Source organism: Paenibacillus sp. GL_099_B (assembly GCF_057835695.1).
In genome coordinates, this window is the sequence record NZ_CM174430.1 from 29,287 (window position 1) to 49,775 (window position 20,489).

At 46.2% G+C, this 20,489-nt stretch carries 19 protein-coding genes and 1 riboswitch; of the genes, 17 read left to right on the top strand and 2 right to left on the bottom strand.

The window, feature by feature from the left end; translation table 11 throughout:
- Window positions 1–244: 244 nt before the first annotated feature.
- The gene (locus tag AC3ITG_RS00135) at window positions 245–499 is read right to left on the bottom strand and encodes an AbrB/MazE/SpoVT family DNA-binding domain-containing protein (protein ID WP_024633700.1); all 255 of its coding nucleotides are present in this window, start codon (window positions 497–499) and stop codon (window positions 245–247) included.
- A 318-nt stretch (window positions 500–817) separates the two neighbouring features.
- On the opposite strand from AC3ITG_RS00135, the gene AC3ITG_RS00140 reads away from it, so the two are divergent.
- From AC3ITG_RS00140 to AC3ITG_RS00200, 13 genes are all read left to right on the top strand, one after another.
- Window positions 818–2,098, top strand: coding sequence for an HD domain-containing protein (locus AC3ITG_RS00140; RefSeq protein WP_489252476.1), 1,281 nt, complete (start codon window positions 818–820; stop codon window positions 2,096–2,098).
- 330 nt (window positions 2,099–2,428) lie between these two features.
- Window positions 2,429–3,199 carry a TatD family hydrolase gene (locus AC3ITG_RS00145; protein ID WP_489252477.1) on the top strand — a complete coding sequence of 257 codons (771 nt, stop codon included), beginning with the start codon at window positions 2,429–2,431 and terminating at the stop codon, window positions 3,197–3,199.
- 241 nt (window positions 3,200–3,440) lie between these two features.
- Window positions 3,441–3,694, top strand: a riboswitch (cyclic di-AMP (ydaO/yuaA leader).
- 273 nt (window positions 3,695–3,967) lie between these two features.
- Window positions 3,968–5,152: a resuscitation-promoting factor gene (locus AC3ITG_RS00150; protein WP_413373847.1), complete on the top strand. Its 1,185-nt coding sequence runs from the start codon at window positions 3,968–3,970 to the stop codon at window positions 5,150–5,152.
- 155 nt (window positions 5,153–5,307) lie between these two features.
- Window positions 5,308–5,853 carry a ribonuclease M5 gene (gene rnmV, locus AC3ITG_RS00155; RefSeq protein ID WP_024633704.1) on the top strand — a complete coding sequence of 182 codons (546 nt, stop codon included), beginning with the start codon at window positions 5,308–5,310 and terminating at the stop codon, window positions 5,851–5,853.
- Window positions 5,854–5,857: 4 nt separating this feature from the next.
- Entirely contained in the window at window positions 5,858–6,760 is a 903-nt protein-coding gene (rsmA, locus tag AC3ITG_RS00160) for a 16S rRNA (adenine(1518)-N(6)/adenine(1519)-N(6))-dimethyltransferase RsmA (protein WP_489252478.1), read from the top strand.
- Between the two features lie 59 nt (window positions 6,761–6,819).
- Window positions 6,820–7,716 (top strand): sporulation peptidase YabG, encoded by an 897-nt coding sequence (gene yabG, locus AC3ITG_RS00165; RefSeq protein WP_413373843.1) that lies wholly within the window; start codon window positions 6,820–6,822, stop codon window positions 7,714–7,716.
- Window positions 7,717–7,869: 153 nt separating this feature from the next.
- Window positions 7,870–8,145 (top strand): biofilm formation stimulator Veg, encoded by a 276-nt coding sequence (veg, locus tag AC3ITG_RS00170; protein ID WP_053778931.1) that lies wholly within the window; start codon window positions 7,870–7,872, stop codon window positions 8,143–8,145.
- Between the two features lie 220 nt (window positions 8,146–8,365).
- Complete coding sequence (locus AC3ITG_RS00175) at window positions 8,366–8,542, top strand: small, acid-soluble spore protein, alpha/beta type (protein ID WP_053778930.1); 177 nt, start codon at window positions 8,366–8,368, stop codon at window positions 8,540–8,542.
- 149 nt (window positions 8,543–8,691) lie between these two features.
- The gene (gene ispE, locus AC3ITG_RS00180) at window positions 8,692–9,546 is read left to right on the top strand and encodes a 4-(cytidine 5'-diphospho)-2-C-methyl-D-erythritol kinase (RefSeq protein WP_489254383.1); all 855 of its coding nucleotides are present in this window, start codon (window positions 8,692–8,694) and stop codon (window positions 9,544–9,546) included.
- 98 nt (window positions 9,547–9,644) lie between these two features.
- Window positions 9,645–10,472, top strand: a complete 828-nt coding sequence (gene purR / locus AC3ITG_RS00185; protein WP_413373842.1) for a pur operon repressor — start codon at window positions 9,645–9,647, stop codon at window positions 10,470–10,472.
- Window positions 10,473–10,660: 188 nt separating this feature from the next.
- Window positions 10,661–10,945, top strand: a complete 285-nt coding sequence (gene spoVG / locus AC3ITG_RS00190; protein WP_017691372.1) for a septation regulator SpoVG — start codon at window positions 10,661–10,663, stop codon at window positions 10,943–10,945.
- A 392-nt stretch (window positions 10,946–11,337) separates the two neighbouring features.
- Entirely contained in the window at window positions 11,338–12,729 is a 1,392-nt protein-coding gene (glmU, locus tag AC3ITG_RS00195) for a bifunctional UDP-N-acetylglucosamine diphosphorylase/glucosamine-1-phosphate N-acetyltransferase GlmU (RefSeq protein ID WP_489254384.1), read from the top strand.
- A gap of 101 nt (window positions 12,730–12,830) precedes the next feature.
- The gene (locus tag AC3ITG_RS00200) at window positions 12,831–13,784 is read left to right on the top strand and encodes a ribose-phosphate diphosphokinase (RefSeq protein ID WP_017691370.1); all 954 of its coding nucleotides are present in this window, start codon (window positions 12,831–12,833) and stop codon (window positions 13,782–13,784) included.
- Between the two features lie 108 nt (window positions 13,785–13,892).
- On the opposite strand, the gene AC3ITG_RS00205 is transcribed toward AC3ITG_RS00200, so the two are convergent.
- Window positions 13,893–14,093, bottom strand: coding sequence for a hypothetical protein (locus AC3ITG_RS00205; RefSeq protein ID WP_024633712.1), 201 nt, complete (start codon window positions 14,091–14,093; stop codon window positions 13,893–13,895).
- Window positions 14,094–14,418: 325 nt separating this feature from the next.
- On the opposite strand from AC3ITG_RS00205, the gene pth reads away from it, so the two are divergent.
- The 4 genes from pth to AC3ITG_RS00225 all read left to right on the top strand — a co-directional run bounded on the left by pth (window position 14,419) and on the right by AC3ITG_RS00225 (window position 20,243).
- A complete protein-coding gene (gene pth, locus AC3ITG_RS00210) occupies window positions 14,419–14,979 on the top strand; it encodes an aminoacyl-tRNA hydrolase (protein WP_063567548.1) in 561 nt (186 codons plus the stop codon).
- 98 nt (window positions 14,980–15,077) lie between these two features.
- Window positions 15,078–15,308 carry an anti-sigma-F factor Fin gene (locus tag AC3ITG_RS00215; RefSeq protein WP_413373841.1) on the top strand — a complete coding sequence of 77 codons (231 nt, stop codon included), beginning with the start codon at window positions 15,078–15,080 and terminating at the stop codon, window positions 15,306–15,308.
- A 278-nt stretch (window positions 15,309–15,586) separates the two neighbouring features.
- Window positions 15,587–19,114 (top strand): transcription-repair coupling factor, encoded by a 3,528-nt coding sequence (gene mfd / locus AC3ITG_RS00220; protein WP_489252479.1) that lies wholly within the window; start codon window positions 15,587–15,589, stop codon window positions 19,112–19,114.
- Complete coding sequence (locus AC3ITG_RS00225) at window positions 19,098–20,243, top strand: peptidylprolyl isomerase (protein WP_413373839.1); 1,146 nt, start codon at window positions 19,098–19,100, stop codon at window positions 20,241–20,243. Before mfd ends, AC3ITG_RS00225 begins: the two co-directional genes overlap by 17 nt.
- The last annotated feature ends 246 nt before the right edge of the window (window positions 20,244–20,489 follow it).

The following is a 20,489-nucleotide window of genomic DNA, read 5'->3' on the forward strand; positions in this document are numbered from 1 at the left end:
GGACCTTAGATCCAACCTTAATGGAATATGAAAACGAGCAGAGCGGGCAAAAAAATATATTACGAACGTCACCGCTCTTCTTTTTGGAGTTAAACAGACTCGTAGCTCGATTTTTTGGGTAATGAAAACCAATAATAAAGCAAAAAAATACCTTCCAGCGGTGGGGTTCACACCGGGAAGGCGATCAAGGAATATAAAAAGGTTAGAAATAACAATTTAATAAGACCATTATACCTGATACTTCTTATTTTGTCACAGGTGCAGGGATTTCGGAAATACATTCGTTACAAACAATTTTACCTTTGAAATAAGTAACGTTCTCTGCATTGCCACAGAAGATACAAGCTGGTTCGTATTTTTTTAACATGATGCGCTCGCCGTCAACATAGATCTCAAGAGCATCTTTTTCACCAATACCAAGCGTACGGCGCAATTCGATTGGAATAACTACCCGTCCCAGTTCATCCACTTTTCTTACAATACCTGTTGATTTCATCATTATAATCAGTGCTCCTCTCAGCTAACGATCATTGTCATTATTCGACATTATTTTATGTTTTATGATACTCATCATACCAACGATTCCCAAAACAGTCAACCTTAAAATTAGCTTAAAATAAAGGCTGTTTTTGATAAGATTACGAGGGGTAAGGGATTGGAAGCCATTTTTCGTATTTAAACATCAATGTCAGCTTTGTCGATTTGGAAAACGACAAAACTACCTTATTCGACAAGATTCGTCAAATCGTGTCGAATCTTTGGTAGTATTATACTGGAAAGCGACAAATACAAACGATATTTAAAGGAGTGAAGAGACATGGAACAGCGTTTAACGGAAGAAAAGGTGTTTAAAGATCCGGTACATAATTATATCCATGTGCAAGATCCGATTATATGGCAGTTGATCAACACGCCCGAGTTTCAACGTTTACGCCGAATCCGTCAATTGGGAACATCGTTTCTTACTTTCCATGGTGCAGAGCACAGCCGCTTCTCACATTCCTTGGGCGTCTACGAAATTACGCGTAAGATTATTTCCCAATTCGAAAGAAGTCACTATTCAGATTGGCCAAAGGAGGAAAAGACGGTAGCCCTTTGCGCAGCATTGCTCCATGATCTTGGACATGGGCCATTCTCTCACTCTATAGAAGAAGCTTTCAATATGAATCATGAGGATTGGACTTGTCGGATCATTACAGGTGATACCGAAGTAGGGGCGATCTTAAGACGGTATGCTCCTGATTTTCCCGAGAAGGTGGCTTCTGTTATTCAAAAAACGTATGAGCAACCTATTGTTGTTAATTTGGTTACCAGTCCGCTCGATGCGGACCGCATGGATTACTTGCTTCGGGATGCCTACTTTACAGGTGTAAATTATGGGACGATTGACCTTGACCGTATCCTGCGTATGCTGCGTCCATATCACGGACGAATTGTGGTCAAGGAGTCGGGCATGCACGCCGTGGAGGATTACTTGATGTCCAGGTACCAGATGTACTGGCAAATTTACTTTCATCCGGTTACCCGGAGTTCGGAAATTATATTGCGGCAAATATTTAAGCGGGCAAAAAGTCTCATACAGCAAGGTTTTCAATTCCGCTTCATGATTGATCCACTGCCCCAGTTATTCAATGGAGATCTATCGGTGGATGAATATTTGCAACTGGACGAAGCTTTGATTCAGACGGCATTTATGCAGTGGCGCAAAGAGGACGATGCTGTTCTAAGTGAGTTATGCGAACGATTTATAGATCGCAAATTATATAAGTATGTAGAGATTGAACAGATCGACGTAAACATGATTGAAGAGATTCGGGAAGCCTTCACTGTAGCCGGTCTCAATCCCGAGTATGATCTAGAAATTGATTTTCCAACGGATAATCCGTATGATGTGTTTCGTCCGGATGAATCCACGGACAAGCAGATTTTGCTGCTTGATCGACAAGACAAGTTACATGAGTTGTCAGAGGTGTCCGACATTGTCCGTTCAATTAGTGGTCTTCATCGTGGAAAGCATCATTTGTATTATCCGCAAAATAAGGTGGATGCAATTGTTCATGTATTACCGTCCCATATACGCCCCTATTTCTCACATTAAATGATGTGCAATGCTGTTCAAAAATCATGATGCAAAAAAGCTTTCGAAAAGAGCTATTTTTCATGATACAGTAATCTGCTTTAATGGAGAGTACATGTAGATCGACATAATTTTGTAATCTGAGCAATTAGAATACAAACTGAGTTGCTAAAAATAAGCACATATAGATATGAAGGAACTTGTTCGTTCTACATGTTGTGTTCAATAAACTAATGGAACGAAATATAAAAAACATGATCCAATTTAGTAATATTTATGTTCTGGTTAAGATGTGCAGGATGGATTAAAAAAGAGATAGTCGTTTATTCGACATGAAGGGAGAAATACAGCATGATGTTGTTCGACACACATACACACCTGGATGCACCACAATTCGACGAGGACCGCGAGGAAATGATTCAGCGTGCCGTGGATGCTGGCGTTGGTCGTATGATAAACGTGGGCTTTAACCGGGAGACCATTCCATCCACGATGAAGCTGGCTGAAACCTATGATTTTATATATGCTGCGGTAGGTTGGCACCCAGTGGATGCAATCACAATGCAGGAGGGTGATCTGGAATGGATTGCATCTTTATGCAAGCATGAAAAAGTGGTAGCCATTGGTGAAATTGGTCTAGACTATTACTGGGACACTTCACCGAAAGAGGTTCAACATCGCGTATTACGACAACAGATTGGTCTTGCCCGTGAGTTAAATATGCCAATTGTCATTCACAACCGGGATGCGCATGAGGATATTGTAAAGATTCTGCGTGAAGAGAAGGCTGGGGAAGTAGGCGGTGTTATGCATTCCTTCTCTGGCAGCTGGGAAACAGCGAAAATGTGCCTGGATTTGGGCTTTCATCTTTCCTTCGGAGGGCCAATCACGTTCAAAAATGCGAAGCAGCCCAAAGAGGTTCTTGAGAAGGTTCCTATGGACCGATTTTTCATCGAAACGGACGCTCCTTATTTGACACCGCACCCTTATCGTGGAAAACGAAATGAGACAGCGCATGTACGTCTGGTTGCAGAAGCAGCTGCGGAAATTAAAGGCATTTCGGTAGAGGAAATTGCAACAATAACGACCAAAAATGCCATGGAACGATTTGGGATTCGTTAAAATATCGAGCAAAACAGGTGAAAAAGTGAGTTAGGCGGAGTTAATTTGCTTTTTGATCCAAATAAATCAAGAATATTACAATATTTTAACCAAATATTTAGAAAAACGTACTTGAACAACGCTTTACAACATGCATAGAAACAGGATATCATCTTTTCAGTGAATTGTTGTGCGGAAAATTGGACAGATGTTCGGGGGATGAACAAAGGGACACTTTCCGATGAAACAACATTACTTTCATGAATCAGTCTCGCTGAGTCTCCGTTAACGGAGAGCGGGGGAACCAATAGGGCTTAAACATCGGTGTTTGCAGCCGATGCGCAACATGCGCTGACCCAAAAGCAGCGTATGAATCTGCGAAGCCGTATTTGATTTCTTCTTTGGGTCTCGGGGTGAATTCAAGGGCGTCCGCCATGAGCGGATGACCGGAGATAGGGCGGCTCTCTTTCGCCCGAACCCGACAGCTAACCTCGCAAGCGGAAAAAGAGAGGCAACCTCGTGCATGAATTTCCGATATTCAGAATCATTCGGAAGCCGCGAAAGAGTTCCTCTTAAACTCTTTCTTTGGCTTTTTTGTTTTTGAATAAAAGAAATACTGTCATCATACGGTAAGTATTCAGGAGGATGACATCATGTTGCGAAGATTGATTCATGGTGCAGAACCGGATTATGTTGGTCCGATCTGTGTTCTGTAGAAAATTTGGTATAGTCGCGTCAAAGACATCATGCATTACTTTAGACGGCGAGGCTATGAAGGAGGACGGAGAAGTGGGCACATTCCAACCAGAAGAGACCCATGAGTCACGATCATCCAGTAAGTCTTTCGCGTTGCGGTGGAAGCATGAGAACTTGCGTCAAATGGCATTGATCGCGATTTTCTCAATTGCGCTTACAATCATGATCTTGTTAGTCGTTTACGGTCAGGCCGGGAAACAAATTTCACTGGTTATTGATGGCAAAGCTCAAGCGGTAGAGACTCGTACAGGAATGCTTCAGGAAATGCTGGAGGAGCAGTCAATCACAGTCAGCCCTCACGATCAGGTATCCATGCCCTTGAATGGGGCGATCACAGATGGAGACCGCATCGTTATTGAGCGGGCCGTTCCAGTTAATATTACGGCAGACGGAGACACCAAGACTCTGTATACAACCGATTCATCGGTAAAAGATGCGATTAAAAAATCAGGTATTCAGATTGCAAGTGAAGACAAAGTGTATCCGGCGCTTGGAACCACTATTGAAGCGGATATGAAAATCCGTGTAGTGCGGGTGACAAAGCGTACGGTGGAAGTGGAACAGCCGATTGCTTATAAAGTGATCAAAACGGCTGATCCTAGCTTGTACAAAGGCGACAATCGTGTCGTTGTGAGCGGTAAAGAAGGCACACTTGTACAGCATATTGAAAAGGTGTTCCAGGATGGAGAATTGGTCTCCAAAAAAATGGTGGGTAAATCGGTCGCAACGAATCGCGTCGATAAAGTTATCGCCGTTGGTACTAAAGCCAAACCTGTTGTGAAAGAGCCAGTGATTCAGACGGTATCGGCGCAGACTTCCACGACAAAAACAGCAACAACTACGAACTCGAAGAAAACCGCTGCCTCGGGCAGCAAAGTAATTACCGTCTCAGGCAGTTCTTTTAAATATTCAAAAGTTTTGAAAAATGTATCCATGACGGCATACTCTTCTGAAGAACCCGGTATCGGCACAAAAACAGCATCAGGTACTCGGGTAACTGAGGGACGTACCATTGCGGTTGATCCCAAAATCATTCCGATTGGCTGGTGGGTGTATATCGAGGGCCTTGGCTTCCGTCGTGCGGAAGATACAGGTGGTGCCATTAAAGGCAACAAAATTGATGTGTATTATGATAGTGTGAAGCATGCCCTGAACTTCGGACGGAAGAAAGGCAAGACGGTATATGTGATTGGTCCGGTGAAGCCGGAAGCGAACTAAAATCGTTTTACTTTGAAATGGGAATGCTATAAAATATAAGCATGAATGATTCATGCGGAATATGCGGCGGAGGGGTCTGAATTCAGTCTCCCCCGCCGTTTGGCAGAGAAGAGGATATTCCTCTTCTTTTTGCGTTAGAAAGGAAGAAATGGAACATGATAAAAGAAGTGATCGTGGTAGAAGGTCGTGACGACACTGTAGCCATTCGACGTGCAGTTCAGGCAGATACGATCGAGACCGGTGGGTCGGCCATCAACCAGCGCATTCTAAAGCGGATTGCACTTGCTCAAGAGAGGCGTGGTGTCATCGTACTGACAGACCCGGATCATGCAGGTGAACGTATTCGTAAAATCATCGCCAATAAAGTACCTGGTTGCAAGCATGCTTTCATCCCTGAGGCGGATGCTACGAGGAAAGGCGACATCGGAGTGGAGAACGCCTCACCGGAGGCGATTCGTCATGCATTAGCACGTGTACACACGTCTTATGAAGGCGCACCAAGTCTGATCGATTGGGAGGATCTGATTGCGGCGGGACTGATTGTGCACCCACAAGCCGCTGCACGTCGTATGGAGATGGGCAATTTGCTGGGCATTGGTTATTGCAACGGCAAGCAGTTTCACAAGCGGTTGAGTGTATTCCAGATTACCCGGGAAGAGTTCTCCGAAGCATTATCGCAAATTGAACGTGAAGGATTGTGAGCGTATGAAAGGCATGGAAGAAACCGTAGAGATTGCAACACCCAAACGAACCAAAGAAATTATTCAAAGACACGGATTTTCATTCAAGAAGAGCCTGGGTCAGAACTTTCTGATCGATCAAAATATATTGAACAAAATTGTAAATGCAGCTGATCTGGACGAGTCCAAGGGCGCACTTGAGATCGGACCAGGTATTGGCGCACTCACAGAACGTCTGGCTCGGGTAGCCGGTCCTGTAACGGCTGTAGAGATTGATCAGAGATTGATCCCGATTCTGGGTGAAGTGATGCAGCCTTATCCGAACGTTCGTGTGCATCACGGGGATGTGCTGAAGCTGGATCTAGCTGAGTTGTTCCGCACCGATTTTGGCACGGTAGATAAAGTGAGTGTTGTGGCCAATCTGCCTTACTATGTAACGACGCCAATCATGATGAAGCTGCTCGAAGAGAAGCTGCCAGTAGACAGCATTGTGGTCATGATCCAGAAGGAAGTGGCCGAACGCATGGCAGCTGCACCAGGATCAAAGGACTATGGCAGTCTGAGCATTGCGGTTCAGTACTACAGTATGCCGGAATTGGTCTGTATTGTTCCGCCCACAGTATTTATTCCGCAGCCTAATGTGGAATCGGCTGTAATCAAGTTAAAGGTGAGAGAACAACCACCGGTTGAAGTTCCCGACGAGGCACATTTCTTCGAGGTGGTACAGGCTTCCTTCGCGCAGCGTAGAAAAACCATCTCTAATAATCTGAAAGCTCGTTTCTTCACGAAGGAGAACAGAGAACAGGCTGATCAGCTGTTGGAGCAGGCCGGCATTCAGCCTTCGAGACGAGGGGAAACTTTGAGTCTGCAGGAATATGCCACACTCAGTACCGTAATGTGGGAAGCCGGGGTACGCGCAGCTCTGTAAAATTCGGATGAACCAATCCGGGTTTCTGCCCATACGATGGGGTAGAGGTGATTATGTTGATGAATATCGGAGACTTGGTCGTTCGAAAGTCATACGGTGGAGATGTGACTTTCCGGGTGGAAGGCCTCCAGTCGGACGGTGCCATTATTAAAGGGACCGAGTTCCGGCTGTTAGCCGATTCCCCTGTGGCCGATTTGATACAGGTTCCTTATGAACCGCAGAGTGCTAAGACTAGGCAGGCCCATGTGAAGGCACATCAGACGCTCTCACGCCTGCAGCAGAATCGAATGGAACAGGCCGAGCGTAATCGTGAAGGTATAGTTCAGGAATGGTCTGTTCAACAAGACCCGGCTTATTTCGAGATGCCAGGCAAAGTGCTGCACTTGGATGGCGATCCCAATTATCTAAAAAAAAGCATGAACCTTTATGAGCAGCTACGTGTTCCTGCAGAGGGGCAATATGTTCACGAGTCTGCCATGGCGGATACTTTATATCGTCTGCTGCCCAAAGTGCGTCCGGATATCGTCGTCATTACTGGCCATGATGGGGTACTTAAGACCCGTCAGCCCTATGACTTATATAGTCTGGGAAGCTACAAGAATTCGCAAAACTTCGTATCAGCTATTCAGGTGGCTAGGCAATATGAACGTCATCTCGATGCGCTCACGATTGTAGCTGGCGCGTGTCAGTCCCATTTTGAGGCCTTGCTGCGGGCTGGAGCGAACTTTGCCAGTTCACCAGGCCGAATTCTCATTCATGCCCTGGACCCAGTCTATGTGGCAGCCAAGGCAGCCTTCACGTCGGTGAGGGAAACGGTGAACATGAATGACATTTTGCATAACACGATTAGTGGTAGCCAGGGTGTGGGCGGCGTAGAGACACGGGGAAGTTATCGGGTAGGTCTGCCCGGGTTGAACGATTTATCCACGTTAAAAGTGAATCCATCAGCCGTCTGAAGATGGCAGAAGAAAGTCCCATTTAGGGGCTTTTTTTGTTTGCAAAAAAATTCATTGACAACAACTTTTTGATACTGATATAATAATTAGTTTTGATTTGACAATGACTGTAAAATCCGGTATAATGGACAAGAAAAGAGGTGGTCGTCGACAATGGCTAAAAATACGCTATTGGATATCAAACGCAATCTCGATGCACATATCGGTCAGAAAATTATGCTGCGGGCTAATGGTGGCCGCCGTAAGACCATTGAGCGTACGGGTGTATTGGAAGAAACGTACCCTTCTGTTTTTATTGTCAAGCTTGATGAGGAGCAAGAAACTTTCAAGCGAGTATCCTACAGTTATGCTGATATACTTACGGAATCGGTGGAAGTCATGGTATTTGATCCAGGCAGCCAGACGCATAGCTCCTACATGGAGACGTAAGTATCGATTTACGGCGATTCTGCCCCTTTGGGCAGGTCGCTTTTTTTGTTTTTAAAAATTCTGCTCGATTCATCTGAAGCCATATATGATCAGGAATGAGTCTGGCGAAGAAGCGGCATACTATTTGGACAGGTTCAAGGCATTTTCCTTGACCTGGGGGCAAATAGTCCCGGATACGAATGGACTTATCATGAATGAACTATTTCGAGGAGGATGAACCATGAGTCGGAGAAGAAGAAGTGTAATGTCGGATGAACTCAAGAATGAACTGGCAAAAGACCTGGGGTTCTATGATACCGTCCAGCAGGAAGGTTGGGGTGGAATCAAAGCGAAGGATGCGGGCAATATGGTGAAACGGGCCATTCAACTTGCGGAAGAAGCGGCACGCAAATCGTAATCCGGTTCAATCGGTTTGGAGAGCGGGGCAATCCGGCAGGAATGACCTCGCTTTTTCCCCATGGATGCGGAATAGAAATGACTTGACAGCCCCATTTTGATATAATATGTTAAGTTGTCTTAGGGAAAAGGTGAGGACGGGTGAACGCCTTGAAAATTTACGAAAAAGCGCCTGCTAAAATCAATTTGATGCTAGACGTTTTACATAAAAGAAGAGATGGATTCCACGAAGTTGAGATGATCATGACGATGGTGGATCTTGCCGATCGATTGGAAATGTCTGAGCTGCCTCGTGACACGATCTTTATCTCCAGTCAGGCGGGATATATCCCCCTGGATGAGAAGAACTTGGCTTTTCAGGCAGCCAGGCTCATCAAAGATCGTTATGACGTGAGAACCGGAGTTCATATTCATCTGGACAAAAAAATACCGGTGGCCGCCGGACTTGCTGGTGGCAGCAGTGATGCAGCAGCAACGCTACGTGGATTGAATCGCCTTTGGCGTCTCAACATCCCGGATCAAGAGCTGCAGGAACTTGGAGCTGAACTGGGCTCGGATGTGCCTTTCTGCATTACAGGCGGAACAGCACTCGCCACAGGCCGTGGGGAGAAGCTGACACCGATGCCGAATCCCCCGCAATGTTGGGTGATCTTGGCCAAGCCGCCGATTAATGTGTCCACAGCCGACGTCTATGGACGTTTCCGCAGCGACAAGATTGTTCGTCATCCGAGTGCTGTCAAAATGGAGCAGGCCATTCGCAACCAATCCTTTGCCGAAGTATGCGGGCAGATGGGCAATGTGCTTGAGGACGTAACGTTGAAGCTGTATCCGGAAGTTCAGCATCTGAAGGATGCCATGATTCGGCTTGGAGCAGACGGAGTATTAATGTCAGGCAGCGGTCCAACTGTGTTTGGACTGGTCTCTAAGGAGTCCAAGGTTGCCCGGATCTACAATGGACTTCGAGGCTTCTGTAAAGAAGTATATGCCGTACGTATGCTAACTTAAAATTCGCTTTTATAATGTACAAACACGTATAAAGGTGGTATATTTTTAAATAATTATTCGGATTTGGATGTTTTCCGTGATCGTGAGGATGGATCTCTGTGAAGAAATTAAAACGAAGCGCAAGGCTGGTTGAAATGACGCAGTACTTATTGTCTAGACCGCATACGGTTATTCCGTTGACTACATTTGCCGAACGCTATGGAGCTGCGAAGTCGTCGATCAGTGAAGATTTGGCGATTATCAAGGAAGTATTCGAAGAAGGTGGTTCGGGAGAACTGCATACACTGGCTGGAGCAGCCGGGGGAGTAAAGTGGATTCCAAAGGTGTCCAGAGAACTGGCACTGGCTTTTGCAGAACGACTTTCTACCCAGCTCGCGCAGTCCGATCGGATACTGCCTGGTGAATACCTGTACATGTCCGACCTGCTTGGACAGCCCGCATTGATGAATGAAGCCGGCAAGATTTTTGCAACGGCCTTTGGCAATAAGGATATTGATGTGGTGATGACGGTCGAGACTAAAGGAATTCCGCTTGCTTATGCGACCGGAGCCCAGCTCAACCTGCCTGTAGTGCTCGTGCGCAGGGACCATCAGGCTACGGAAGGATCGGCCGTAAGTATCAATTATGTATCCGGATCCCATAAAAGCCTACATACCATGTCCCTATCTCGCAGGGCAATGCGTGAGCACTCCAGAGTGCTCATTGTAGATGATTTTATGAAAGCTGGAGGAACCGTCCAAGGGATGATCGACCTATTGGCCGAGTTTAATGCAACGGTAGCCGGGGTAGGCGTATTAGTAGAATCTGGATCAGTTGATTCGGAAGAACGACTGCTGACGGATTACATATCTCTGGCGAAGCTGACGGCGGTTGATGCGAAGAGCAGACACATTTCCGTCAAGCCTGGCAACTATTTTGACCTGTAGAATCATGACGAATTACATGTCGGGAAAGGTTCTTTTCCATCGACCTGGCACTAACGTTGTCGAATTGTGTATTAAATAAAAAAATTCCTGAAATTAGGACATTTTTGTGGTTATAAAAAGAAGGAGTTCGTATAGGCTGTGTGGAATTATACACCAAGTTCTGATGGAAAAAGGTGGTGAACACACACATGCAAATTACGGATGTCAGACTCCGCCGTGTTAACTCTGAGGGGAGAATGAAGGCTATCGCATCCATTACCATCGATAACGAATTCGTCGTTCATGACATTCGCGTCATCGATGGCAATAACGGAATGTTTGTTGCTATGCCGAGCAAGCGGACTCCTGACGGAGAATTCCGTGATATCGCCCACCCGATCTCTTCCGGTACTCGCGAGAAGATTCAAGCAGCTGTTTTGACTGAGTATGATCGCGCAGCAACTGAGGAAGAAGTCATTGAAGAAGGTGCCTGAGAACATTATTGGGGTTCGAAGGAAAAGAGAGCCATGTCTTATGGCTCTCTTTTCTTTTTGACCGGAATAAGATATATTCAGTATTGAGTTTATTCACAGAAGAGCATTTTCGCGGCTTGAATGTTGCAAAATGTTGAAAGAACAAAAAGCGCAGCGTGCGCTTGGTAACAGGGCGGCATCTTAGGAATCATGGGAATCGGTTAAGCTCGCAGGTACACGGCGTATACATATAGGTCACGATTTGTTGGTGTCCGCGTTGTTACGCGTGATTACAGAGACAGCAGGCGATGAACAAGACCGGCAAAAGCCGGCTGAACGTTACTCATCGGATATATACAGGTAAGGTCAAACGATGGGTTTTTCAGAACAGGAGGTCGTAAATTTTGAAAAGAATGGCAATCGTTCTTGCGGCAGGGCAAGGCAAACGGATGAAATCGAAATTGTACAAGGTACTGCATCCCGTATGCGGTAAACCAATGGTGGGTCACGTGCTGGATGCAGCTCTTCGCGCAGGCGTTGAACGCAGCGTCGTCGTGGTCGGTCATGGTGCCGAAGCGGTGCAGTCATTTTTGGGTTCCAGAGCAGAGTACGTGCTTCAGGCTGAACAATTGGGAACAGGACATGCGGTGAAGCAGGTTAAATCTCTGCTCGGCAGTGAAGCAGGGTCGACCATTGTGGTCTGTGGAGATACACCACTTGTGACCAGCGAGACGCTGGAAGGACTGATGAAGCTCCATGAGAGTCGTGGAGCAGCAGCAACGGTACTAACAGCTAAACTGGACAAACCCAAAGGGTACGGCCGCGTTATTCGCGGAGAAGATGGTTCTGTACAGCGCATTGTGGAACAGAAGGATTGCACGGAGCAGGAAGATGCTGTGAACGAAATCAACACAGGTACGTACTGCTTCGATAATGCCAAGTTGTTCGCTGCGCTGGAGAAAGTGACGAACCAGAATGCTCAGGGAGAGTATTATCTGACTGACGTGGTTGGCATTTTCCGTAATGATGGAGAAGTGGTGGAAGCTTACATGTCAGATGACATCGCGGAATCCATTGGAGTTAATGATCGACTTGCTCTTTCACAAGCAGAAGCGTTCATGCGTGAACGTTTGGCGGTGAGACATATGTTGAACGGTGTCACGATCATCGATCCGGCATCGACATATATCGGGGCAGATGTTACCATTGGATCAGATACGGTATTGTATCCGGGTACCATACTCAAAGGTATGACCACCATTGGTGAGGCATGCCATATTGGTCCTCAGGCTGATGTGGAAGACAGTATTATTCAGGATGGAGTTACAATCAAGCATTCTGTACTGTCACAGGCCGAGGTTGGATCAGAAGCAACCGTAGGTCCATTTGCTTATTTGCGTCCAGGTACCAAACTGGGCCGCAAAGTAAAAATTGGTGACTTTGTTGAAGTGAAAAATGCTACAATTGATGAAGGCTCCAAAGTATCTCATCTCAGTTATATTGGGGATGCTAAAGTAGGGAAAAACGTAAATGTTGGATGCGGGGCAATAACGGTGAATTATGATGGATATAATAAAGCTGTAACGACGATTGAAGACGATGCGTTCGTAGGCAGCAATGTCAATCTGATTGCACCTGTCACGGTAGGAAAAGGCGCATATGTTGTCGCGGGCTCTACCGTAACCCATTCTGTTCCCGACAACGATCTCGCGATTGCTCGCCCACGCCAGGAGAACAAACCTGGGTATGCGGAGAAAATTCGCGGTCGTGCCAAAGCCAAGAAACAAAATGCCAAACCCGAATAAGGGATATTGATATTAAGAATTGCCTCCCGAACATCGGGGGGTGCCGACATGTCGCAGACGCTTATAGATTCCAATGAACCAGCACGGAGGGTTTTTATTTTATGACTTATTTTGATTCGAAATTAAAAATATTTACTTGCAATTCTAACCCCAAGCTTGCCCATCAAATTGCTGATTATATCGGAATTCCTATGGGTGAATCTCACACAACTAGCTTCAGTGATGGTGAGATCCAAGTGAAACTCTCTGAGAGTGTTCGGGGCTGTCACGTTTATATCGTGCAGTCTACTTGCTTGCCGGTTAATGACAACCTGATGGAAATGCTCGTTATGATTGATGCACTTAAACGGGCATCTGCCAAGACGATTAACGTCGTTATTCCGTACTATGGCTATGCTAGACAGGACCGTAAGGCCCGTTCGCGTGACCCGATTACAGCCAAACTGGTTGCCAATCTGATCGAAAAAGCGGGTGCAACCCGTGTAATCGCGATGGACTTGCATGCAATGCAGATTCAAGGATTCTTCGATATTCCGGTCGATCATCTGCTCGGCGTGCCGATTTTGGCTCAATATTTCCGCTCGAAACAGATCGAAAATCCGGTTGTTGTATCGCCTGACCACGGCGGCGTAGTACGCGCTCGGAAACTGGCGGACTTCCTGAATGCACCTCTCGCAATTATCGACAAACGTCGTCCAGAGCCGAACGTCAGCGAAGTGATGAACATTATCGGTAACATCGAAGGTAAAACAGCAATTCTGATCGATGACATCATTGATACGGCGGGAACGATTGTATTGGGAGCGAATGCTCTGATGGAAGGCGGCGTGAAGGAAGTATACGCTTGCTGTACTCACCCGGTATTGTCCGGACCTGCGATGGAACGCTTGGAGAATGCACCGCTGAAGGAAGTTATCGTAACGGATACCATTCCGATTACGCATGCTAACCCGACAAGCAAACTTAAAGTGTTGTCTGTAGCACCTTTGCTCGGAGAAGCCATTATCCGGGTTCATGAGGAATTGTCAATTAGCAAGCTGTTTGAAATTGAATAAGGATGTCTGCATAAAGTAGTAGAGGGGTTACGTTTTCCGTATCAATGGAAAATGTAACCCCTGTCGGCGTGCCGTTATATTGGAAGTGAAACAGTGCCTGCCGAATTTCTAGTATCCGGGGCGGGAGATAAAACGGAACCGGCGCCGATGAAAAAGAGTGTCGGCAATTTCGACAAATTGATTATCGAAACGTGTGATTAGTCCGATCTCAATATGGGTGTCGCGGTCATATACCTGTACAGGTACGTGATATTCCAGATGATAGATAAAATCGCTATGTTGAGTCAGTTGTCCGTTGTCTTCGCGCAAAACCCGCTCACCTTCCTGGGTTGATGAATAAAAGCTGTAAACATGATATAAGTTGAAACTGGCGTTTACACCAAAACGGAGAGTGCAGAACCAATCTGAAGAAGCGGAGCGTGCGCCTTTATCACCGGATTTTTCCCTTGGATCAAGGGAATAAAGAAAATCTGGGGATAAGAGCGATCGAAAGATGGTACTGCAATCGGTGTGATTAGGTGTAATAATCGTTCAACTTATATAACCAATTCGAATCTCACTTTGTTGATATTATATGAAATATAACATTCGAAGTCTATGCTTCACCTTAGGCTGATCCGAAGGAGGGAACAAGATGAAGTGGATTGTCGGCCTCGGAAATCCAGGCCCGAACTACGCTAAAACCCGTCATAATATCGGCTTTATGGCACTTGATCGACTTGCAGAGCGTCATAATATCTCCATAACGCAGAGCAAATGCAAGGCGCTCATTGGAGAAGGTGTAATTGGTGGCGTCAAAACGGTGCTGATTAAACCAATGACGTTTATGAACCTGTCCGGTGAGTCGGTAAGGGCTTATATGGACTTTTATAAAGTTAGTCTGGAAGACCTGATTGTCGTCTATGACGACATGGACACGGAAACAGGCAAAGTCAGATTGCGTTACCAGGGCAGTGCAGGTGGTCACAATGGAATTAAATCCATTATCCAGCATACCGGTACACAGCAGTTTAACCGGGTACGGATGGGAATATCCCGACCAGAACCGGGACATGCCATTGTAGACTACGTACTGTCGAAGTTTATGAAGAACGAAAAGGAAGCGCTCGATCAAACGATCGAACAGACCTGTGATGCACTGGAGTATAGTCTGGATCATACGTTTGAGCAGACGATGGCCAAGTTCAACGGGTGAACCGCTGCAAGTGACACTGGAAAAATGATCAAGATTCGGGTTCGATTCAGTCTTAATGGGCATACTGGACGTATAAACCATGTTCAGGAGGCATAGACATGTCAGTGAATTATGTGTGTAGGCATTGCCGTACTTTTATTGGACGAATCGATTCTGCCCGGATAACGGAAGCGCAATTGGGCTTTCATTTCTTGACCCCCGACGAGCGGAGGGATATAATAGCGTATAATTCCGGTGGCGATATAACCGTTCGGATTACATGTGATTATTGCAAAGAAGCTTTTGAGTTCAATCCTGAGCTGAGCCTGCTTGCGAGTCCGCTTCAATAACTATCTCGCCCGCAACAAGAACTTATGACAGATGATGGCGGCTGCGGAATACCGCTCCACCTTTATAGCCTTGGCAGCCTGCTGAGGCTTCTTTTCAGTTGGGATGAAACCAGACTATATCCAAATTAGCCCCCAGCCACATCAAACGGATGTGGCAAAGTAGCGATTAATCCTTTATGATGAAACAGGACAAAAAGGAATTTGTATCCAATTTTTAATGTGGTGAACCTGCGCGTAGGCGTGAGATACTCAAGTAAGTTATAAGAGAGGTGCCCCTTTTGTTACAAGCACTTATACAGGCTTTTTCCAAAGATCCGGACTTCGGGTCCATTACGGCCGGAATTACATCCGGTATGAAGGAGCAATTGGTTTCGGGCTTATCCGGTTCGGCGCGTCAGATTATGCTGGCTGCCCTACATCAGGAAATGAACAGACCCCTGCTCGTTGTGACACATAATATGTTTTCAGCTCAAAAAATCGCAGAAGATTTACAGGAAGCGCTTTCACCGGATCAGGTGCTGCTCTATCCTGCCAACGAACTTGTTGCCGCTGAAGCTGCTGTTTCCAGTCCGGAAACATTGGGTCAGCGTATTGATGTGTTGGTCCGTTGCGCCCAGGGATTCAGGGGCGTTGTTGTTATCCCATTTTCCGGGGTACGGCGCTATGTTCCACTTCCAGAAGTGATGGCTAATGCTCAGATTACAATTAAACAAGGCAATACGCTCGAGTTGGATGCATTCCTGCTGGAGATGGTGAAGCTCGGATATGAACGTGTAGAGCGTGTAGAATCACGCGGCGAGATGAGTGTACGTGGAGGAATTATTGATTTCTACCCAGTCACGTCGTCCATTGCGTATCGTGTGGAATTATTCGACGATGAGATCGATTCCATCCGGACATTTGATCCTGCAGACCAGCGTTCCATTGAACGAATTGACGAAGTGACGGTACTGCCGTGCAAAGAGTTAATTGCAGATCGCGAACGTATGGAGAAGGCTGCGGATGCAGCCGTTATTTTGCTTGACCAACAGTTGGAGAAAATGACGGACCGGCAGGCGAAGCTGCGTCTGCGAGAAGAAATTCATCGCGAGATCGAACTTCTGCGGGAGCATGTTTATTTCTCCGAAATGTATAAATATATTTCACCGCTCTATCCGGAAAACAAGACGATCTACGACTACATGCCAGAAGATACGTTGCTTGTACTCGACGAGCCAGCAAGGCTCGCAGAGACGTCGAAACAGCTTGACCGGGATGAGTCGGAGTGGAATCTTCATTTGATGCAAAACGGGAAGACACTTCCAGACCTGCATCTGTCAGCCGATGGGGATGATCTGATCTATGAACGTCCATTCCAGACGCTGTTTATGTCCATCTTTTTGCGTCAGGTTCCTCATACTCAGCCGCAAAATATCCTCAACTTTATCAGCCGTGGAATGCAGGACTTTCATGGTCAGATGAACGTGCTCAAAGCAGAGATGGAGCGCTGGCAGAAAGCCGGAGTTCAGGTGCTGATGCTGGCTAACGGTGAGGAAAGACTTGATCGAATGCGCCGGGTACTCATGGATTATGATATCCCTGAGCCGAAGATGCTTATTGGCAACTTGCAAACCGGATTTGAAATGCCATCCATCCATCTGGCTGTCGTTACCGAAGGCGAGATGTTCTCACAGAAGCAGCGCAAAGTACGCAAACCGATTCGCAATGTGGACAATGCTGAACGAATTAAATCCTATAGTGAGCTGAAAGTGGGCGATTATGTCGTTCACCAGAATCACGGGATTGGTAAGTATCTAGGGATCGGCACACTTGAGGTTGGCGGTATTCACAAGGACTACATGCATATTCTCTATGCAGGTGGAGACAAACTGTCTGTACCGATTGAGCAGATTGATCTGATTCAGAAATATGTCGGTTCGGAAGAGAAAGAGCCGAAAATATATAAGCTGGGCGGCAATGAGTGGACACGGGTTAAAAACAAAGTCCGCACATCTGTACAGGATATTGCTGATGATCTAATCAAGCTTTATGCGGAACGCCAGACGTCAAAAGGTTTTGGCTTTGACAAAGACTCTGCGGAACAGCAGGAGTTCGAGGACATGTTCCCTTATGATGAGACACGTGATCAGGTGCGTGCAATCGAAGAAATCAAAAAGGATATGGAACAAAATCGTCCGATGGACCGTTTATTGTGTGGAGATGTCGGTTACGGCAAAACCGAGGTTGCGATTCGAGCTGCATTTAAGGCTGCTATTGAGGGGAAACAGGTTGCTGTGTTAGTCCCTACAACCATTTTGGCACAGCAGCATTATGAAACGTTCCGTGAGCGTTTCTCCGGTTATCCATTCAACATTCATGTACTTAGCCGATTCCGTTCACGTAAAGAACAGAACGAGACGGCCAAAGGCATTAAGGCAGGCACCGTCGATATCGTCATCGGTACCCATCGGTTATTGTCACAGGATCTAGTCTTTAAGGATCTTGGCCTGTTAATTGTAGATGAAGAGCAACGCTTTGGTGTAACGCACAAGGAGAAACTGAAAAAGCTCAAAACAAACGTGGACGTGCTGACACTGACAGCGACGCCGATTCCGCGTACCCTTCACATGTCCATGCTGGGTGTTCGGGATCTGTCTGTTATCGAGACACCGCCAGAAAATCGTTTTCCGGTACAGACGTATGTTGTTGAACACAGTCAGGCGCTTGTTCGCGAAGCGATTGAACGTGAATTGGCTCGTGGCGGTCAGGTCTACTACTTGTATAACCGTGTGCAGGGAATACAGGAGATGGCTGCCGAAATTTCCGAATTGGTGCCTGAAGCCAAGGTTGGTGTGGGGCATGGCCAGATGTCGGAAACGGAGCTGGAGAAGACCATTCTGGACTTCCTGGATGGTGAATATGACGTACTCGTCAGCACAAGCATCATTGAGACCGGGGTGGATATTCCAAACGTTAACACCCTGATTGTGCATGACGCGGACAAAATGGGACTTTCCCAGCTGTATCAGCTGCGTGGACGGGTGGGTCGTTCCAACCGGATTGCGTATGCCTATTTCACGTACCAACGGGACAAAGTGCTGACTGAAGTCGCTGAGAAACGTCTGCAATCGATCAAGGAATTCACCGAACTAGGTTCGGGATTCAAGATCGCGATGCGCGATTTGTCGATCCGCGGAGCGGGGAATCTGCTCGGAGCTGAACAGCACGGCTTTATTGCGTCTGTCGGATTCGATTTGTATTCTCAGATGCTGGCAGAGGAAATCAACAAACGCAAAGTTACGATGCTTGGCGAAGCGCCGGTGCCATCCGACCAGTGGAACACAACACTGGATCTCAGTATCGATGCGTACTTGCCGTCTGATTATATTTATGACAGTATTCAGAAGATTGAAATTTATAAAAAAGTGGCGGTTATTTCCTCCTTCGACGATGCAATGGAACTGGAAGACGAATTGGTTGACCGATTCGGTGATCTTCCGGAAGCCGTGATCAATCTGCTGGCGGTGGCCAGACTTAAAGTCTATGGAAAGATCTACGGTATTGAATCAATCTCCCAACGCGGAGATGATCTTACAGTGAAGTTCTACGAAGGCCGAGAACATGCATTTGAACTCTCAAAAATCGCACACATTGGAAATCAGTTCGAAAGACGTGTACAATTTGAACAAGGACCCCATATGCTTATTCATGTCAAGGGCAAAGGGCTTGGGGACAAGCAACTGATGGGGCTGGTAGAAAAATTTCTGGAGTCCATGAAAAGTGCTTTTAAATCAAAGGGGGAACTAAAGGATGTTAGCAAAGTATAAAAAAGTAGGGAAAGTACTGTCTGTGAGTATGGTAGCAGTACTGTCCTTATCACTGCTTGCTGCATGTGGCAAGAAGGAAGAAGCAAAAACACCGGAAACAAAGGATACAAGTGCTGTAGTCGCTACGTATGATGGTGGTACAATTACAGCCAATGAATTTGATATGGAGCAACGGGTCATGAAATTCCTCTATCCGGAATATGCACAAATGATGGATATGGATGATTTCAAGGAATACCTGGTGAAACAGGAAGTTGCATATGAATATTTGAGTGGAAAAGCAAGTGATGCAGCCAAAACCGAGGGTGCCAAAACAGCGACAGAGCAATTCGACAAAATGAAAGCTTCTGTTCAAGCTGACCAATGGACTGAGATGCTGAAAGCTCAGAATCTTACAGACCAGAACATCAAGGATTACATGACTCGCATCATGACCGTAATCAAGGACAAAGAAACTGGCGTTACTGAAGATGCGATTAAAGCTGAATTTGAGAAAAATAAAGATCAGTTCACAACAGCGTCTGTTCGTCACGTACTGATCAACTTTACTGATCCAAAAACGCAAAAAGAGCGTAAAAAAGAAGATGCTTTGAAACTTGCGAAAGAAGTGAAAGCCAAACTGGATGGCGGAGCAGACTTTGCTGAAATTGCGAAGAAATACTCCGAAGATACAGGTTCTGCAGAAAACGGCGGCTTGTATGAAGACACACCTGTAGCCAGCTGGGTAGATGCGTTCAAGGAAGCGGCCAAAACGCTGCCATTGAACAAAATCAGTGATCCTGTAGAGACTGAATATGGTTATCACGTCATGAAAGTAGAGAAACGTACAGAAGCGGACTACACAAAATTGACTGCTGAACAAAAAGAAACACTCAAAAGCCAATTGGCCGCTGCTGAGATTGACACATTCATGACCAGCGAACTGGACAAAATCGTAAAAGAAGTAAACCTGCCGAAAACAGACAAGGCTGAAGAAGGCACGACTGAAGGTACAACCGGTACAGGAACGGAAACAGGTACTGAGGGCGAAAAAACCGATGCGGGTACAGATACCAAAACGGATCAAGGAACAACTGGAACCGACAAGGATACAACAACAGGTGAAGGTACAGATACAAGCGGTAAGTAAGATAGCGAGTGTATACATTCAGCAAATACGTTTGTCTGGGTGATACACTGAACGGTTCGAATATGGACAACCATACAGAAAGCAAGGGGGGGACTTATGGCCTCCCTCTTGCTTTTCCTTGTATCTATGGAGCAAAGTGGGTACATGGTCGCTTTCTATGGAAGTTTACACAACTATATTCTCCAAAGTATGTATAAGGAAATGGGAACAGATGAATACTATGGTCAAGATATCACACTAAACGTT

Coding starts and splice junctions, on each gene's coding strand:
- AC3ITG_RS00135 (WP_024633700.1), bottom strand. CDS start 499: ATGATGAAATCAACAGGTATTGTAAGAAAAGTGGATGAACTGGGACGG.
- rnmV (WP_024633704.1), top strand. CDS start 5,308: ATGATAAAAGAAGTGATCGTGGTAGAAGGTCGTGACGACACTGTAGCC.
- spoVG (WP_017691372.1), top strand. CDS start 10,661: ATGCAAATTACGGATGTCAGACTCCGCCGTGTTAACTCTGAGGGGAGA.
- yabG (WP_413373843.1), top strand. CDS start 6,820: ATGAATATCGGAGACTTGGTCGTTCGAAAGTCATACGGTGGAGATGTG.
- AC3ITG_RS00175 (WP_053778930.1), top strand. CDS start 8,366: ATGAGTCGGAGAAGAAGAAGTGTAATGTCGGATGAACTCAAGAATGAA.
- AC3ITG_RS00225 (WP_413373839.1), top strand. CDS start 19,098: ATGTTAGCAAAGTATAAAAAAGTAGGGAAAGTACTGTCTGTGAGTATG.
- AC3ITG_RS00215 (WP_413373841.1), top strand. CDS start 15,078: ATGTCAGTGAATTATGTGTGTAGGCATTGCCGTACTTTTATTGGACGA.
- AC3ITG_RS00140 (WP_489252476.1), top strand. CDS start 818: ATGGAACAGCGTTTAACGGAAGAAAAGGTGTTTAAAGATCCGGTACAT.
- AC3ITG_RS00200 (WP_017691370.1), top strand. CDS start 12,831: ATGACTTATTTTGATTCGAAATTAAAAATATTTACTTGCAATTCTAAC.
- veg (WP_053778931.1), top strand. CDS start 7,870: ATGGCTAAAAATACGCTATTGGATATCAAACGCAATCTCGATGCACAT.
- pth (WP_063567548.1), top strand. CDS start 14,419: ATGAAGTGGATTGTCGGCCTCGGAAATCCAGGCCCGAACTACGCTAAA.
- rsmA (WP_489252478.1), top strand. CDS start 5,858: ATGAAAGGCATGGAAGAAACCGTAGAGATTGCAACACCCAAACGAACC.
- glmU (WP_489254384.1), top strand. CDS start 11,338: ATGGCAATCGTTCTTGCGGCAGGGCAAGGCAAACGGATGAAATCGAAA.
- AC3ITG_RS00145 (WP_489252477.1), top strand. CDS start 2,429: ATGATGTTGTTCGACACACATACACACCTGGATGCACCACAATTCGAC.